This window comes from Clostridioides sp. ZZV14-6154, assembly GCF_020657785.1.
GTDB lineage: Bacteria > Bacillota > Clostridia > Peptostreptococcales > Peptostreptococcaceae > Clostridioides.
On record NZ_JAGWCY010000002.1, the window covers coordinates 63,194 to 81,895 of the forward strand.

Genomic DNA, 18,702 nt, shown 5'->3' on the forward strand with positions numbered 1-18,702 from the left:
AAATAGTTAATTTTGATACTTATTTTATTTAGATAGCAAGTGAGCTTGTTGAATATACTTATATAAATTAAGTTAGTAAAAATTAAATATTATTAATAAAAACTTATAGAGAGATTGGTGTATATTATACACCAATTTCTTTGATTACAAATAATTTATGAATGATTTTATTGTGATGATGTGTATAATATATTTTGAGTATTTGTAGAATCAACATCAATATGTTTTGTAGAATTAACATTAATATGTTATCATAATTTAGTATAATTACAATTAATTATAAATATGGTGTATTGCTTTGGAAATATTTTAATTAAGATAAAGAGGTGGAGTTATGGATAGAGTTGCATTTACACTGTTTGGGATAGACATAATGTGGTATGGAATACTCATGGCTAGTGGTATGATTTTGGGAACTTTAATAGCAATAAAAGAGTCAAAAAGAGTAGGACTTAAAGAAGATGATGTATTAAATATAGCTATCATAGCAATTCCTGTTGGATTAATATGTGCAAGAATATATTATGTTATATTTAATTGGAGTTATTATGCTCAAAATCTATCTCAAATCCTTAATTTTAGAGGTGGTGGACTTGCTATACATGGAGGATTAATAGGTGGAATCTTAGCTGGTTACATATACACTAAGGTTAAAAATATTAATTTCTTAAAAATGGCTGATACTGTCATACTTGGAATGCCTTTAGCACAAGCTATAGGAAGATGGGGAAACTTTATTAATGGAGAAGCTCATGGAGGTACAACTAATTTACCATGGGGAATAATGGTTGATGGAGTAAAGGTTCATCCAACTTTTCTATATGAGTCTATATGGGATTTTGGAATATTTATAGTTTTATTATTGTTTAGAAAGAATAAAAAATACGAAGGACAGGTTATAGTAACTTATATAACCCTGTATTCAATAGGAAGATTTTTTATAGAAGGATTAAGAACAGATAGTTTAATGTTAGGGCCACTTAGAATGGCTCAAGTGATAAGTTTAGTTGGAGTTGTTGGTGGTATAATAGCACATATTTATTTATCAAAGAGAAATAAAAACAACAGTATTGAAAAATAATTTAAATAGTGAGTTTAAAGGAGGTAGTTATGGAATTTCATCATGTATCAGTTCTTTTAAATGAATGTATAGAAAATTTAAAGATAAAACCAGATGGAGTATATGTTGACTGTACTATGGGGGGTGCAGGACATTCCAAAGAGATAGTAAAAAAATTATCAGATAAAGGATTGTTTATAGGGTTTGACCAAGATAAAAATGCTATAAATACAGCAAGAGAAAGACTAAGTGAATATGAAAACAGAGTAAAATTTGTTCATAGCAATTTTGAAAATATAAAAGAAGAATTGGAAAAAATAGGAGTTTATAAGATAGATGGTGTATTAGCAGATTTAGGAGTTTCCTCTCATCAACTTGATGAAGCTGAGAGAGGATTTTCTTATATGCAAGATGCACCACTTGATATGAGGATGGATGTTAGGTGTGAATTTTCAGCATATGATGTTGTAAACACTTATTCAGAAGATGAACTAGCTAAGATAATTAAAGATTATGGTGAAGATAACTGGGCTAAACGTATAGCTAAATTTATAGTTGAGGAAAGAGTGAATAAACCAATAGAAACCACAGGTGAATTGGTTGATACAATTAAAAAAGCTATTCCTAAAAAAGCTAGAATAGATGGGCCTCATCCAGCTAAAAGGACTTTTCAGGCTATACGAATAGAAGTAAATAATGAACTTGGAGTAATTACAAAGATGATAAATGATGCTTCTTCTATAATGAATGAAGGAGGTAGAATTTGTATAATAACATTTCATTCGTTAGAAGATAGAATAGTAAAGAATGCATTTAAATATCTTGCATCAGATTGTATATGTCCACAACATTTACCAATATGTCAATGTGACAAAGAATCTGAAGTAAAAATAATAACTAGAAAACCAATATTACCTAGTGCTGAAGAAATAGAAGTAAATCCACGTTCAAGAAGTGCTAAATTGAGAGTAGCTGAAAAAATATAATTTATATAGTTTGAGAGTAAGGGCTAGCTATGTAATAAAATAATAAACTTCTTAATGATAGTTAAAACCTATTATAGTTTTTATTAGAATAGAAAACAACTATGATATAATCGACAATATAGAAAAATATTTTCTGTTATAATATAACTAAAATAGATATTAGGAGTGAAGAAAAATAGAGAATAAGCATAAAAAATTATTAATAAAAATTTGTATTATATTGGGGGTACTTGCTATTTACTTTTTTATACCTCCTGTTAAAAAAATGGTAAATCAGATGATATTTTATCTGAGTATGTTAAATTTAGATGCAATTAAGGAGTACATACTATCATTTGGAGTTTGGGCACCAATAATATCATTTGCACTTATGATATTACAATCAATAGCTGCACCTCTTCCTGCATTTTTAATTACTTTTGCAAATGCAGCCTTATTTGGATGGGTAAATGGTGCTATACTGTCATGGGTTAGTGCAATGGCAGGTGCTGCAATCTGTTTTGTAATTGGGAGATTTTTAGGTAGAGATGTAGTTGCAAAACTTACAAGTAAATTTGCACTAGAAAGTATAGATGGTTTTTTTGATAAATATGGAAAACATACAATTTTAATTGCAAGATTGCTTCCTTTTATATCTTTTGACCTTGTGAGTTATGCAGCAGGTCTAACATCTATGAGTTTTATATCTTTCTTTATAGCTACTGGGGTAGGACAATTACCAGCAACCATTGTATATTCTTATGTTGGTGGGATGTTGACTGGTGGAGCTAAAGTCATGATGACAGGACTTTTAATATTATTTGCTTTAAGTGTATTGATTTATATGTTAAAGAAAATATATAGTGATAAAAATAAATAAAAATTAGTGTATAATCTATAGGTTCGATATTCAAGAATTAGTGAATCTATAGATTTTTTGTTGTGTATAGAAAAAATTACAAATAGATTGTGTAATAGTGTATTAATTTAGCGATGAAATTTTAAAGGAAGAGATATGATTAATAACAAATATAGTATAGAGGAAAATCTAAAAATCTATATTATCGGGGTGATAATTTGAAAAAAAATTATAAAATACATAATCTAAATGAATATAAAAATAAAAAAAAGAATAATTATAAAAAGAGAATTAATAAAAAAATAGGGGCTAAATGTATTTTATTGATTACAACTTTCGTAGTAATAATATTGAATCTATGTGGTTATTCAAAAATTTCAGAAATGAAATATGATATTTATTATTTACAAAAAGATTTAAGAAAAAAAGAGATAGTATTAGAGGAACTAAAGGCAAAAGAAACTGAAAAAACATCAATAAAAGAAATTGAGTTAAAAGCAAAGGAATTGCTCAATATGGACTATCCAAAAGATGGACAAATAAAGTATATAAATGTGGATAACTAGGGGGAATAGGTTTGAGAAAAGTAAAAAGGATAAGCAAAAAAAGACTGGTACTTGTTCTTGTTTTAGCATGTGCACTGTTTTTTTGCCTTGTTATTAGGACTGGATACTTACAACTTATGAAAGGTAATTGGTTGAGTACAAAAGCATTAGAACAACAAACAAGAGATATACCTATAGAGCCTAAAAGAGGAACTATATATGATAGAAATATGAAAGAATTGGCAGTAAGTGTAACTAAATATACAGTTTGGTGCAAACCTGTAGAAGTTGAAGATAAAAAAGAAGCGGCTGAAAAAGTTGCTGAAATTTTGGACGAAGACTATAAAGATATTTATTCTCTAATAAGTAAAAAAAATATGGCTCTTGTAAAGGTCAAAAGATGGATAGATGATGATAAGGCAAGTAAAATAAGGGATGCTAAATTAGGTGGAATATGGGTAGCAGAAGACAATCAAAGATATTATCCTTATGGAAATTTTGCACCATATGTAATAGGTCATACTTCTTCAGATGCAACAGGGATATCTGGTATAGAGATGCAATATGATAAAAAATTAAAAGGGAAAGCTGGAAAACTAATAGTAAGTACTGATGCTTCAGGTAGAGAAATTCCACAAGGTATGGAAAAATATTATGAACCTGTTCAAGGGAATGGTCTTGTATTGTCTATAGATGAAGTAATCCAACATTATACTGAAAAAGCAGTACAAAAAGCTTATGAAATAAACAATGCAAAGAAAGTCACTGCAATAGCAATGAATCCTAAAACTGGTGATATACTTGCTCTAGCATCAAAACCAGATTATGACCCTAACGACTCAAGAACACCAATATATCCATATTATCAAGAAGAACTTGAAAAATATAGCGATAAAGACAAAATAAAGGGCTATTATCAAATGTGGAGAAATCCAGCAGTAAGTGATACATATGAACCAGGTTCTACATTTAAACTTATTACATCTTCTAGTGCTCTTGAAGAAGGAGTAATAAAAGATGGTGAGAAATTCACATGTACAGGTAGTGTAACTGTAGGAGGAAGAAAGATTAAATGTTGGAGACACTATAGACCTCATGGAACACAAGAGTTTAAACAAGCAGTACAAAATTCTTGTAACCCTGTGTTTGTTGAATTAGGAAGTAGATTAGGTGTTGGTAAAATGTATGATTATATAGAATCTTTTGGTCTTATGAATAAGACAGGTATAGATTTACCAGGAGAAGCTAAGGGGATATTATATAATGAAAAAAATGTAGGTCCAGTCGAGTTAGCTACAATATCATTTGGTCAATCCATATCAGTAACTCCAATACAACTTATAACAGCTATATCATCAATAGCAAATGGTGGAGATTTAATGCAACCAAGAGTAGTAAAATCTTATACTGACAATAAAGGTAATATAACTGAAACAGTAAAACCAAAAAAAGTAAGAAATGTTATATCTAAAGAAACATCCAAAAAAATGTTAGAAATTGCAGAGTCAGTTGTAACTGATGGTGGAGGAAAAATTGCATATATACCAGGATATAGACTAGGTGGTAAAACAGGTACAGCTCAAAAGGTTATAGATGGGAAATATGCTCAAGGAAAATATATATGTTCATTCGTGGGAATAGCACCTTGTGATGACCCACAAATTGTAGTTCTTGCTATTGTTGATGAGCCAACAGGAGTAAGTGCATTTGGTAGTACTACAGCAGGACCTATAGTAAAAGAAATAATGAATGATTCTCTAAAATATTTAGGGGTTAAACCAGTATATAAAGAAGAAGAAAAAGCTGAATATGAAAAGAAACAAGTCAAAGTACCAGATGTAAGAAATTTAAAAATTGGAGATGCAGTGAAAGCACTAGAAGATGCGAAGTTAAAACCAAATTTAGATACAGATATAGAAATTCCCAAGGATACAAAAGTAAAGGATGTTTTTCCAAAACCTGGAATAAAAGTTAATGAAGATTCAAGTATAACACTATATTTTGAAAACTAAAAAGTAACAGATAATTAACATATATCCATAAACATCTTCAAAAAAACAGAAATATAGTATATAATTATAAAGTTAAGAGTTATCGTAGGCAATGTATATGTAACGGTATACATTGCCTTTTGTTGCTAAGATAATATAGCTAATGTTTTATAAGGAGGAGTTTGAGAATGGAGTGCTTAACAATAAAGGAGTTAGTACTTGCAACTAATGGAAAGTTAATATATGGAGATTATAATGACTGTGTAAGTGATATAGTTATAGATAGCAGGGAAGCAAAGGCACAAAATGCATTTGTAGCCATAGTTGGAGAAAATTTAGATGGGCATACATTTATAAAGTCTGCCTATGATAGTGGATGTAAAACTTTTATAAAAAATGAAAGTAATGGAATAAAATTAGAAAGTTCGGATATAAATTTAATAGAGGTAAAAGATACAACTTTGGCTCTAGGAAATATTTCCAGATACTATAAAGAAAAATTTGGCATTCCATTTATAGGTGTTACAGGTAGTGTAGGGAAAACAACTACTAGAGATATGATATATGCAGCTATTTCTGCAAAATTAAACATCTTGAAAAATGAAAAGAACCTAAATAATCATTTTGGGGTTCCTTTGACTTTGTTTAATTTAAATAAAGAACATGAGTGTGCTGTAATAGAAATGGGAATGTCTGGATTTAATGAAATAAAGTATTTGGTGGACATAGTAAATCCTAAAATTGCAGTCATATCAAATATAGGATTATCGCACATAGAAAACCTAGGTTCACAAGAAGGGATTTTAAAGGCAAAGCTGGAGATTGCTTCAAACTTTGATGATACAAATACCTTGATTGTGAATGGTGATGATAAATTTTTATCTACACTAAAAGAAAAAGAGCACATATATAAGTTAAAAACATTTGGATTTAATAAAGATAATGACATTTATTGTGAAGATTATACTATGGAAGAAGGTAGTTTGACATTTACGTGTGTCATAAATGGAAAAAAAGAGGAAATATTTATACCAACAATAGGAGAGCATAATATATATAATGCTATGTCAGCTATATTAGTTGGCATGAGTTTAAATATTTCTTTGGATTATATAAAAACAGGTTTAAAAAACTTCAAAGGGACAAAAATGAGATTAGACATAATAAAAAATGAAAGATTAACAATAATTAATGACTCATATAATGCCAGTCCAGATTCTATGGAAGCAGCCTTAAAAATACTTGGAAGATATAAAGGTAGAAAAGTAGCAATACTTGGAGATATGCTTGAGATGGGTGAAATTTCAGAGTATGGTCATAGATTAGTTGGAAAATCATCTATGAATAATACTGATATTATAATAACTATAGGTGAAAATTCAGTGTTTATTGGAGACGAAGCAAAACGATTAGGATTCGATTCATCCAATATATATCACTTTAAAAATAGAGATGATGTATTTAATCAATTAGATGAATTAATAAAAACAGGAGACACTATTTTAGTGAAAGGCTCAAGAGGCATGAAATTAGAAAAAATAGTTGAATATCTAAATAAATAAGCTTAAACTAATGAGTTGATTGACAAGGGAGAGGAGTTTTATGATGTTAGGAATAACAGAGCTTACGTACACCGCATTGATTGCGTTTTTGATAGTAATTATAATAGGACCAATATTTATACCAATGCTTAGGAAATTTAAATTTGGTCAGACAGTTAGAGATGATGGACCTCAAACACATCTAGCTAAGAATGGAACACCTACTATGGGTGGAATTATAATGATTGTTGCAATTCTAATAACTGGACTTACAAGAGTAAAAGTTAGTCATGACATGGCAGTAGGTCTTATATGTATTGCTGGTTTTGGTTTTATTGGTTTTTTAGATGACTTTATAAAAATAAAGCTAAAAAGGTCACTTGGACTAAAAGCATATCAAAAAATAATCCTTCAAGTTGCATTATCTTTTTATGTTGCTTTTTATCAGTATACGTCATCATCAAGTGCTTCGCAACTTATGATACCATTTACAGATTTTGTAATAAATGTTGGGATACTATATATACCAATAATGATGTTTATAATAGTAGCAATAGTAAATGCTGTAAATTTAACTGATGGTCTAGATGGTCTAGCATCAGGAGTGACTTTAGTTGTTTCTGTATTTTTTATGTTGTTTGCAAGTTCAGTTGCAGGTAATACAGAAGTTGCAGTTTTGGCAGCAGCAACTGTTGGAGCATGTCTAGGCTTTTTAGGATTTAATTCATATCCAGCTAGAGTGTTTATGGGAGATACAGGTTCAATGGCACTAGGAGGTGCGGTTGTAGCATTTTCAGTTTTAACTAATTCTGTGCTTATAATACCTATAATTGGAGGTATTTATTTTGCAGAAGCTCTATCAGTTTTAATTCAAGTTGGATATTTTAAAGCAACTAGAAAGAGATTCTTTAAGATGGCTCCAATACACCATCATTTTGAACAATGTGGCTGGCCAGAAACAAGAGTTGTATTTGTTTTTTGGATTATTACAGTTGTTTTAGCTTGGATAAGTATAATAGCAGTATTTTAGGCCTAGGGGGAATAAAAAATGGACTTAAGTGGAAAAAAAGTTTTATTAGTAGGGCTTGCAAAAACTGGTATATCTACAATTAAACATTTAGATAAATTAGGAGCAAGTATAATTGTAAATGATATTAAAGATGAAAATAAATTAAAAAACATACTTGATGAATTAAAATCTATAAATGACATAGAATACATATTAGGATGCCATCCAGAGGATGTAGACGATGTAGATATGGTTGTAGTATCTCCAGGGGTACCATTAGACCTGCCATTTATTTTGGAACTAAAGAATTCAGGCAAGTGTATAATTGGTGAGGTAGAATTAGCTTTTAAATTGTCAAATAATCCAACTTTTATAGGGATTACAGGTACAAATGGTAAGACAACTACAACTAGCTTAGTAGGAGAAATTTTTTCAAGTGCCAAAAAAGATACATATGTAGTTGGTAATATAGGGAATCCTGTAATAGATACTATAGAAACTTCAAATGAAGAATCTATACTTGTAACTGAACTGAGTAGTTTCCAACTTGAAAGTGTGGATGAATTTAGACCTAAAGTAAGTGCAATATTAAACATTACAGAAGATCATTTAAATAGACATCATACTATGGAAAAGTACATAGAAGCTAAATCAAAAATATTTATGAATCAAAATGCTGAAGATTTTTGTGTATTAAATTATGATGATGAAATAGTGAGAGGTCTATCTGATAAATGTAATGCCAAAATAATTTACTTTTCAAGAACTCATAGAGTAAATGGAGGAGTATATTTAGAAAATAATGACATAATAATAGATATAGAGGATAAGATTAAGTTTCTAAATAAAGATGATGTAAGTTTGCCTGGAGGCCATAATTTAGAAAATTGTATGGCAGCAATAGCAATCGCATATGTTTGTAAAGTAGATTTAGAAGTAATAAAAGATGTATTGATGACATTTAAAGGAGTTGAACACAGACAAGAGTTTGTAAGAAACTTAGATAATGTAATGTATGTAAATGATTCAAAGGGAACTAATCCAGATTCTACTATAAAAGCTGTACAGTCTTATAATAGACCTATAGTGCTTATAGCAGGAGGAATGGATAAGGGAAGCAACTTTGATGAACTTCTTGAAATTGCAAAGTCATATGTTAAATCATTAATCTTATTAGGAGAAACTGCACCAAAGATAGAAAGTTGTGCTAAAAATAAAGGATTTAATGACATACATATAGTAAAAGATATGGAGGAAGCAGTTAAGACTTCTCATGAGATTTCAAAAAATGGAGATATAGTGCTTCTTTCACCAGCTTGTGCAAGTTGGGATATGTATGAAAGTTTTGAAGTAAGAGGAAAAGACTTCAAAGATAATGTAAACAATTTAAAATAATCTCTTACCTCTAAACTTACTTAGATGGAAGAATGGAGGTAGATTAGTTGGATGCCTAAAGAAAATTTGAAAAAACAAATTGACATAAGGATGAAGACTGAATTTGATGGAGTAGTATTTTATACTACTATGCTTTTAGTATTTGTAGGAATAGTTATGGTGTTTAGTGCAAGTTTTATACAATCTTCATTTAAACATAATGATGCATACTATTTTCTAAAGAAAAATGTAATATATGCTATACTGGGATTTATAGTTATGATTATTACATCTAGAATAGACTATAATTTTTGGAAGAAAAATGCTACAGCAATTGGAGCTATAGCAGTAGTACTATTATTGTTGGTTTTAACTCCTTTGGGAATAGAAGCAAATGGAGCAAAAAGATGGTTAGGGATAGGTGCTTTAACATTTCAGCCTGCAGAAATTGCAAAGTTTGCTACAATAATATTAACTGCAAAATTGATTGAGAAAAATTATGATAAAATAAAATCTTTGACAAAAGGTGTTGTACCACTTCTCGTAGTTCCAGGAATATTTTTTGCGTTGATAATACTTCAACCAAATTTGTCAACAGCAGGTACTGTAATTCTAGTTACATTTGTAATGATATTTGTTGCTGGGATGGATATGAAAATTGTATTTGCTATGATAGGAAGTGGGGCTGCTTTATTTGCTGCATTAGTAATTGCTGAACCGTATAGACTTAGTCGTGTTACATCTTTTTTAGACCCATTTCAAGATCCACTTGGTAAGGGGTATCAGGTAATACAAGGTTTATATGCATTAGGCTCAGGAGGACTGTTTGGTTTAGGCTTAGGAAAGAGTAAGCAAAAGTATTTTTATATACCAGAGCCACAAAATGACTTTATATTTGCTATAATAGGAGAAGAGTTAGGATTAATTGGTTGTATAATAGTTATAATGCTATTTGTAGCCTTAGTCTACAGATGTGTAAGAATAGCGCTGAAGACTTCTAATGTATTTGCTTGTATGGTTGTCATAGGTATAGGGGCACAAATTGGAATACAAGCAGCTTTAAATATAGCAGTTGCAACATCATCAATGCCAGCTACAGGTGTAGCACTACCATTTATAAGTTATGGGGGTACCTCACTCACCATCTTTATGGGGGCTGTAGGTATAGTGTTGAACATCTCAAAGCATGTCAAAATTAATTAACAGGAGATGATGATTTGATGAAAGTTTTATTATCGGGCGGTGGAACTGGAGGACACGTATATCCAGCTATAGCTATTGCTAACAAAATAAGAGATGAACATCCAGACGCCGAGATAATGTTTGTTGGGACGGAAAAGGGAATAGAATCAGAAATAGTTCCTAAGTATGGATTTGAATTGAAAACTGTAACAGTACAAGGATTTAAGAGAAAAATAGACTTCGATAATGTAAAAAGAGTTTTTAAGCTTTTTAAAGGATTGGAACAATCAAGAAAAATTGTTAAAAAATTTAAGCCAGATGTAGTCATAGGAACTGGTGGATATGTCAGTGGACCTGTTTTATTTAATGCGTCCATGGGAAAAATACCAGCTATAATACATGAGCAAAATTCTTTTCCTGGAGTAACTAATAAGATTTTATCCAAAACAGTTACAAAGGTACTTACAAGTTTTGAAGATTCACATAAAAGATTTCCTGAGGCAGCTGAAGAAAAATTAGTTTTTACAGGAAATCCAGTTAGAAAAGAAATTTTGTTATCAAGAAAAAATATCGCAAGAAAAAATTTAGGGATAAGTGAAGAGAAAAAAATGGTACTTTGCTATGGTGGTAGTGGAGGTTCAAGAAAAATAAATGATGCAATGAGACTTGTCATAAAGAATATGGTCAATGAAGATATAGCTTTTATATTTGCAACAGGAAAAAGCTATTATGAAGAATTTATGGAAAGTATCAGTAATATAAATCTTAAACCATACCAAAAAGTAGTACCTTATTTAGAAGATATGGCAAATGCACTTGCAGCAAGTGATTTAGTTATAGGTAGTGCAGGAGCAATTTCACTAGCTGAAATAACAGCTCTTGGCAAACCTTCTATAATAATACCTAAAGCATATACTGCTGAAAATCATCAAGAGTACAATGCTAAGAGTATAGAGAAGCAAGGTGCAGGGGTTGCAATTCTAGAAAAAAACTTAACTCCAGAAAGCCTAAATACAGCCGTATTTAAACTTTTAGGCGATAGAGAGCTTCTAGTTGACATGGCAAATGCAAGTAAAACTATAGGTAGACCTGAGGCGATAGACCTTATATATGATGAGATAATAAAGGTATACAACTCAACACAAAAATCAACAGCTAAAAAATCAAAAAAAGAAAAAGTTGTTGAGGAAGTAAAAAAAGAAGCAGCTCCAAGTATAGAAGGTCAGGCTAAAGTAATAGGAATAAAGAAAAGATAAATAGATATTTACCCCTAATTTATAATATATTAGATTTTCTAAATTATTCTAAATTAGGGGTTTATTTGTGTGTATACAAGTTTTAAGTTATAAAAAACATATAGTATTTTATATTTATTTTGATGAAATATCAATTTAATCCTCTTTTTTAATGTTTTATTAGATTGTTTTGTAAAAAAATGAGAAAATTTGACTTTAAATATTATATTTTTTTTGTAGGAAATATAAACTCGAAAGGTGTATTTATTAACCAAAGGGGTTGATTGTATTTGAAGAGGAGAAAGAAGCTAAATACGAATAATGTTATGATAGTTTTGGTTTTTATACTTATGCTATCTTTTGGGATATGTATTATTGTAGGGAGTGATTTATTTGATGTAAAGAGGATAGATGTGATTGGAAATAAAAGAGTCACCAAGTCAAATATAATGAAAGAGTTAAATGTAAGTTCACATGAAAATATATTTGCATACAATTTTAAAGACATGAAAAGTAAGCTTATGAAAAATCCATATATAGAAGATGTAGAAATAAAAAGGAAACTTCCAAATAAGATAATTATAAGCTTAAAGGAAAAAGAAATTTTTGCAGCATTAAAGGATGAAGATAACTATTGTTATATAGATAAAAAAGGGAACTTATTAGAGGAACTAAAAGGTACTAATGAAAGCAAAAATGATTTGATAGTGGAAGTAGATTATAGTATTGATGATACGAAATCAATAAAATTTAAAGATTATAAAACTAAAGAGAATGTATTTAAGACTTTAAATTATTTAAAAGAAGAAGGTATTTATAGAAAAATAAATTATGTAAACTTTAAAAAAGAAGGGAATGTAGATATGCTTACGAGAAGCAATATAAAAATCTTACTTTCTAATGATGATAACTTAGATTATAATATATCTAGGGTAAATAAAATTTTGATTGACCTGCAAAATAAAAATACCAATGGTGGGACTATAAATCTAAATTATGGAAAGCTAGCTGTATATAGTCCAGAAGGATAGACAATTGTAAGGAAGTGATATTTTGAAAAAAAGATTTATAAATAAGAGTATAATCATAGGAAGTATTGTATTGGGAGTTCTCGTTAGTTTACAATTAAAAATTATTAATATAGAAAATAGAGGGATGACGACTTTTAAGAGAGGAGAGCAACTTACAGAAGAACTTAAATCTCTAAAAAAAGAAAAGGAAAATCTTCAATCAGAAATTAATAGTGTAAAAAAAGATATAGATACTTATAGAGGTAAAAGTGAAAAAGGAGAGCAAGATATACTTAAATCAGAAATAGAAAAATATGAAACCTTAGCTGGATATACAGATGTAGAAGGAAAAGGTATTGAAGTTGAAATAAATTCTACAAAAACCTTAGGAAGCTTTGATAAAAATGACAGTATACTATATAATTATGATTTATTACTGTCAATGATAAATAAATTAAATTCAGCACAAGCAAGTGCCATATCTATAAATAATCAAAGATTAGTTTCAAATACATATATGTATTTGAAAGAAGATAAACTTTATATGAATGATACTGTTATAAAGGAGCCAATTACAATAAAGGCAATTGGTGATTCTGATACATTAGCTTCTGCGCTCAATATAAAGTACGGTATTGTCTGGGAAATAGAAACGTATTATAATGCAAAGGTAAAAGTGGCTAAAGAAGATAATGTAAAAATAAATGGACACGGTGATACAGAAAAAGTAGAGAGGAAATAATAGTATGAAAAAGAAAATGATTATATTAGGAGCATTCATATTAGGCATTTTCATATCAACTTATATAAAATCACTGAACCCAAATAAAGTGTATATAACATTGAGTCAGACTAAAAATATTGAAAGTGAAATAGAAAATACAAATAAGGAAATAAAAAATCTAAAAGAAGCTCTTAAAAGTAATAAAAATACTTTAGATGAATATAAGCAAGCAGAAAATAATGGAAATGAATCGATTCAAACATTAATGAAAAAAGAACTTGAAGAAGTTAAAGAGTTAAGTGGCTACTCAACTGTCACAGGTCCAGGAATAACTATTACTATGAAGGATAGTGAAAGAGAATTAAAAGATGGACAAAATCCAAACGACCTGATTATACATGATATTGACATTCTAAGAGTTTTAAATGATTTGAAAAAAGCAGGTGCAAAAGCAATATCTATAAATGGAGAAAGAGTATTGTCAACAAGTAAGATAAAATGTTCAGGAGCAACTATTACAGTGAACGATACTACATATGGACAACCATTTATAATAAAAGCTATAGGAGATATAGATTTATTGAGTGCAGCTATAAATTCTCCAGAATCATATGCTAAATCTCTAAAGGATATATATGGAATTAATATAAAAATACAGGAAAATAATGGAAATAAGGTGGATTTATTTGCAAAATAAAACGAAAAATACAAAAAAATAAAGAAAAAATAAAAAAAATTAATAAAAAGGATTGTAATATAGTTGTGTTTCAAAGTAAAATAAAGAGGTGAAGATTTATGATATGGGTGTTAGGAGGATTGGCATTTGGTGTGGTAGTAGGTTACTACATTCCATTTACATATTCTATGGATTATTCGATATATATGTCAGTAGCTATTCTTGCAATAATGGATTCTATATTTGGAGCGATAAAATCCAGTTTTGAAGATAACTATGATAATGTAATTTTTGTTACTGGTTTCATAGGGAATGCTATCTTGGCTATATTATTGACTTATATAGGAGAAAAGTTAGGAATTTCACTTTATTATGTAGCAGTATTAGTTTTTGGTATGAGACTATTTAATAATTTATCCATAATTAGACGTTATATCATTGCCAATATTATGAATAAAAAACATAAAAATTAAAGAGCTTTTGATATATACATAAAATATTTTATACTTAAAGAGTAATATTTGACAATATAAGTAAGAAAATTAAAAAGGAAAATTTACGTTTTTGTGGAATATGTTAGTTAAAGGTTAACAAAATAAAAGAAGAAAATGATATAATTAATACATACGATAACTTTGAATCATGAGATAAGGGGGTTTATGATGCTAAACTTTGACGTAGAATTAGAAGAATGTGCACAAATTAAAGTAATAGGTGTAGGTGGCGGTGGAAACAATGCTGTCAATAGAATGGTAGAAGCTCAACTTAAAGGTGTTGAATTTATATCAGTAAATACAGATAAACAAGCTTTATATACATCAAAGGCTGAATATAAAGTTCAAATAGGAGAAAAATTAACTAGAGGACTTGGTGCAGGAGCTAATCCAGAAGTAGGAAAAAGAGCTGCTGAAGAAAGTAAAGATGAAATAGTAAAACTACTTCAAGGAGCTGATATGGTATTTGTTACAGCTGGAATGGGTGGTGGTACTGGTACAGGAGCTGCCCCAGTAGTTGCAGGCTTAGCTAAAGAAATGGGTATCCTTACAGTAGGTGTAGTTACAAAACCTTTTGCATTTGAAGGTAAAATAAGAATGAAAAATGCTGAAGGTGGAATAGCTGAGCTTAAGTCAAAGGTAGATACTCTTATAACAATACCAAATGATAGACTTTTACAAATAGTACAAAAGAATACTTCAATGTTGGATGCTTTTGCAGTTGCAGATGATGTGTTAAAACAAGGTATACAATCAATTTCTGACCTTATAGCAGTTGAAGGATTAATAAACTTAGACTTTGCAGATGTTACTACTATAATGAAAGATAAAGGTCTTGCTCATATGGGTATAGGTAGTGCTAGTGGAGAAACTAGAGCTATAGATGCTGCTAGACAAGCTATCCAATCTCCACTTTTAGAAACATCAATACAAGGAGCAAAAGGAGTACTTCTTAATGTTACAGGTGGTCCTAACTTAGGATTATTTGAAGTTAATGAAGCATCTACTTTAGTTATGGAATCATGTGACCCAGAAGCAAATGTTATATTTGGTGCTTCTATAAAAGAAGATTTAGGCGATGAAATAATGATTACAGTAATCGCAACAGGATTTGAAGGCTTACAAGGTGGGATTTTAGATTTGGATACTAAGCCTAAATCAAGTATAAGATCTTCTTTGAATACAACCGTAAAACAAGTTGTAAAAGAAATAGAAGAAGAAGAAATTGTCGTTGAAGAAAAGATAGAAGCTCCTAAAAAGGCGAGTATAATAGAAGAAGACGATGATGAGAGCATGGAAATACCTACATTCTTAAGAAGAAGAAGATAATATGTAAATTTATAAAGAAGTCAATAGACTTCTTTTTATTTTTTGTATTTTAATCTATTATTTCTTAAAATATATTCTAGTATCAAAAAAATATAAAAAAGTAAAGTTTTTTTATTAAGTATAGAAAAAAATGATAATTATACAAATGGTTATAGTTTTTTATAATTAGACAATGATATTTTTATTTGGTAATATTAAATCTGAATTGAATTGTAAAAATTTGAGGAAAAAGAGAAATTAAAGTCTGAAAGGGGATTAAGTATGATTAAGCTAAAAAAAATTCTTTCTTTAGCCATGGTTGCTGTTTTGTCAACATCACTTCTTGCTGGATGTACAAAAAAAGAAGAATCTAAAGGAAAAGATGGCAAAGAAAAATTAGTTGTATGGTCTGCACCATTAACAGATCATGATGCAGATGCATGGAAACCAATACTTGAGAAATTTGAAAAGGAAAATAACTGTGAAATTGAATTTCAAATAGTACCATGGGATAATTATGCAGAAAAATATGCTACTGCAATCAGTGCAGGTGAGGGGCCAGATATAGGATATATGTATGCAGAAATGTTTCCTCAATTTATAGAAATGGGAGCAGTTGAAGATTTAACTCCTTATTTAGAAAAATCAGGAACTTCAGACAATTATTTATACTTAGATAATGCAAAAATGATGGGTGGAATTTACGGTTTACCTATAGAAGCTGCTAATCCAGGTGTATTATACTATAATAAAGATATACTAGAAAAATTGGGAGAAAAACCTCCTAAAACATGGGAAGATTTTAAAAGAATATGTGAAAAAGCAACAAAAGATACTGATGGAGATGGAAAAATCGACCAATGGGGTCTTGCACAAGGTTGGGGTTCTAAAGTGTTTGGTAGTTTAAACTGGAACTGGTATCCATATCTATGGCAAGCTGGTGGAGATATATATAATGATGATTTAAAATCAGTTAAATTTAATAATGAAGAAGGATTAAAAGCTGCTAACTTTATAAATGATATGAAAAAATATATACCAGATAATGCTTTATCAAAAGACAGTAATGAAATGGTTGAAAGTGTATTTGGACCAGGAAAAGCTGCATTTACTATAATGCTGTCTTCTGCTGCTACAAGTACTTTTGATAAATCATTCCCAGACTTAAACTGGGGATATGTAACTTCATTAGAAGATAAAACAGTTGGTAGTTTTGCTTCAGTAGATGATTTAACTTTAATGTCAGCGTGTAAAAACAAAGAACTTGGCTTTAAACTTCTTGAATATATGTTAAGTAAAGACTCAATGGAAGCTTTCCATAAAGAGATACCAAGAGCACCAGTTGCTAAAGGTGAAAAATATCAAGGAGACCCAAGATTTGAAGAAATGGTAACAAAAGATAAAAATATGTACAGACCATTAACAGTTGGACCTCATGGAGTAGAAATATATGAACACTTATGGAAACAACTTCAAATGATGATAGCTGGAGATAAGACTCCAGAACAAGCACTAAATGAATCTGCAAAATATGCAAATGAATTATTAGCACAATAGTTTAAGTTTATATTTGAATTTATAGACTATGCAACTTAATTTTATACAAGTAAAAGATTTACTTGCTATATTATTAAGTCGCATAGTCTTTTTTTATGGAAATATTCCAAAAGTAGGGTTGAATAACTTCTACCTAGATATATTGAATTCTACAAAAAAGCCTATTTGTTTGATACTAAAAAAATATCTTTTGACGACATAAAGTATAAGACATATATCATTGTTATTTTTAAATAGAATTTGTTTTGGATTCGACTGTCAAAAGTGACATAAAATTTTGTACATACTATCTTATAATATGTTTAAAGGTTTTAAGGGGGGATACATGGTGTATATTGAGTACTATGTTATAGAAAACCTAGTAATAAATTATATTATTATAAGTTGTACTTCTATTCTTACTAAAAAATATAATCCTAGAAAGAATAAGTTGCTGGGGGCTAGTTTAGGAGGAGCCTACTCTGTTGCTTATTTATACCCGTCAATGAATATACTATTTACAGTGCCATTTAAAATAATAATCATGAGTATTATAACTTTAATTTCATTTAGGACTAAGAGTAAAAAAGATTATGCTCATGTAGCATTAGTTTTTTATTTAGTAAATATTTTTATTTCTGGAAGTACTTATTTTGTAATTTATTTTACAGGAATAAGCCATTTAAAAATATCTTTTTTAATTGCATGTACTTATGTAAGTTGTGAACTATTAAAGTACATTTACAAAGACTTGAAGATGCTTAAATACATCAAAGAGCTTACAAAGACTATAAATATAAACTTATTAGAAAAAAGCTTTTGCTGTAAGGCTTTAGTGGATAGTGGAAATTTATTAAAAGACCCAATAAGTCAAAGTGATGTAATAATAGTCAAATCAAGTGTGTTAGAAGGATTGATTCCAGAAAATCTATTAAATATTAACTATGAAGATATAGATATGGAAAAAGCTCAGGAAATCATATGTAGTTTAGATGACAGAACTTCAGGGAGAGTTAGAATAATACCTTATAAACATGCTGGAAGTAATAAGACAAGCATAATAATTGGTCTAAAAGCTGATTATGTAGAGGTAGATGAGCAAAAGATAGGAAATATAATACTTGGTATTTCAAATTTTAATGATAGAGAATACGGGGCAATAATGAATCCAAATATATTGCCTGGATTCTAGC

General features: G+C 29.4%; 17 protein-coding genes. All 17 read left to right on the forward strand.

The genetic code is table 11. The annotated features are described in order from the left end of the window. Positions 1–334 precede the first annotated feature (334 nt). The 17 genes from lgt to KGF45_RS06880 all read left to right on the forward strand — a co-directional run bounded on the left by lgt (position 335) and on the right by KGF45_RS06880 (position 18,701). A complete protein-coding gene (lgt, locus tag KGF45_RS06800; RefSeq protein ID WP_227839473.1) occupies positions 335–1,081 on the forward strand; it encodes a prolipoprotein diacylglyceryl transferase in 747 nt (248 codons plus the stop codon). 29 nt (positions 1,082–1,110) lie between these two features. Continuing rightward, complete coding sequence (gene rsmH, locus KGF45_RS06805) at positions 1,111–2,046, forward strand: 16S rRNA (cytosine(1402)-N(4))-methyltransferase RsmH (RefSeq protein ID WP_227829182.1); 936 nt, start codon at positions 1,111–1,113, stop codon at positions 2,044–2,046. A gap of 295 nt (positions 2,047–2,341) precedes the next feature. Continuing rightward, entirely contained in the window at positions 2,342–2,905 is a 564-nt protein-coding gene (locus KGF45_RS06810; RefSeq protein WP_413840099.1) for a TVP38/TMEM64 family protein, read from the forward strand. 197 nt (positions 2,906–3,102) lie between these two features. Next, positions 3,103–3,450, forward strand: a complete 348-nt coding sequence (locus KGF45_RS06815; protein WP_227829181.1) for a hypothetical protein — start codon at positions 3,103–3,105, stop codon at positions 3,448–3,450. Positions 3,451–3,461: 11 nt separating this feature from the next. Continuing rightward, positions 3,462–5,441 (forward strand): stage V sporulation protein D, encoded by a 1,980-nt coding sequence (locus KGF45_RS06820; protein ID WP_227829180.1) that lies wholly within the window; start codon positions 3,462–3,464, stop codon positions 5,439–5,441. A gap of 167 nt (positions 5,442–5,608) precedes the next feature. Beyond that, positions 5,609–6,982, forward strand: coding sequence for a UDP-N-acetylmuramoyl-tripeptide--D-alanyl-D-alanine ligase (locus tag KGF45_RS06825; protein WP_227842055.1), 1,374 nt, complete (start codon positions 5,609–5,611; stop codon positions 6,980–6,982). 40 nt (positions 6,983–7,022) lie between these two features. Next, positions 7,023–7,991, forward strand: a complete 969-nt coding sequence (gene mraY / locus KGF45_RS06830) for a phospho-N-acetylmuramoyl-pentapeptide-transferase (RefSeq protein WP_227829178.1) — start codon at positions 7,023–7,025, stop codon at positions 7,989–7,991. 18 nt (positions 7,992–8,009) lie between these two features. Then, complete coding sequence (gene murD / locus KGF45_RS06835; RefSeq protein ID WP_227839469.1) at positions 8,010–9,365, forward strand: UDP-N-acetylmuramoyl-L-alanine--D-glutamate ligase; 1,356 nt, start codon at positions 8,010–8,012, stop codon at positions 9,363–9,365. A 51-nt stretch (positions 9,366–9,416) separates the two neighbouring features. Beyond that, complete coding sequence (gene spoVE, locus KGF45_RS06840; RefSeq protein ID WP_227432412.1) at positions 9,417–10,547, forward strand: stage V sporulation protein E; 1,131 nt, start codon at positions 9,417–9,419, stop codon at positions 10,545–10,547. 17 nt (positions 10,548–10,564) lie between these two features. Next, on the forward strand, positions 10,565–11,782 hold the full coding sequence (murG, locus tag KGF45_RS06845; protein ID WP_227829176.1) for an undecaprenyldiphospho-muramoylpentapeptide beta-N-acetylglucosaminyltransferase: 1,218 nt from the start codon (positions 10,565–10,567) through the stop codon (positions 11,780–11,782). A gap of 269 nt (positions 11,783–12,051) precedes the next feature. Further along, a complete protein-coding gene (locus tag KGF45_RS06850) occupies positions 12,052–12,792 on the forward strand; it encodes an FtsQ-type POTRA domain-containing protein (RefSeq protein WP_227829175.1) in 741 nt (246 codons plus the stop codon). A 22-nt stretch (positions 12,793–12,814) separates the two neighbouring features. After that, positions 12,815–13,513 carry a DUF881 domain-containing protein gene (locus tag KGF45_RS06855; protein ID WP_227829174.1) on the forward strand — a complete coding sequence of 233 codons (699 nt, stop codon included), beginning with the start codon at positions 12,815–12,817 and terminating at the stop codon, positions 13,511–13,513. A gap of 4 nt (positions 13,514–13,517) precedes the next feature. Beyond that, entirely contained in the window at positions 13,518–14,192 is a 675-nt protein-coding gene (locus KGF45_RS06860) for a DUF881 domain-containing protein (protein ID WP_227829173.1), read from the forward strand. A 98-nt stretch (positions 14,193–14,290) separates the two neighbouring features. Beyond that, positions 14,291–14,644, forward strand: a complete 354-nt coding sequence (locus KGF45_RS06865; RefSeq protein ID WP_227829172.1) for a small basic family protein — start codon at positions 14,291–14,293, stop codon at positions 14,642–14,644. Between the two features lie 189 nt (positions 14,645–14,833). Then, on the forward strand, positions 14,834–15,994 hold the full coding sequence (ftsZ, locus tag KGF45_RS06870) for a cell division protein FtsZ (RefSeq protein ID WP_227432418.1): 1,161 nt from the start codon (positions 14,834–14,836) through the stop codon (positions 15,992–15,994). 261 nt (positions 15,995–16,255) lie between these two features. Beyond that, entirely contained in the window at positions 16,256–17,530 is a 1,275-nt protein-coding gene (locus KGF45_RS06875) for an ABC transporter substrate-binding protein (RefSeq protein ID WP_227829171.1), read from the forward strand. 325 nt (positions 17,531–17,855) lie between these two features. After that, the gene (locus KGF45_RS06880) at positions 17,856–18,701 is read left to right on the forward strand and encodes a sigma-E processing peptidase SpoIIGA (RefSeq protein ID WP_227829170.1); all 846 of its coding nucleotides are present in this window, start codon (positions 17,856–17,858) and stop codon (positions 18,699–18,701) included. Position 18,702 lies beyond the last annotated feature (1 nt).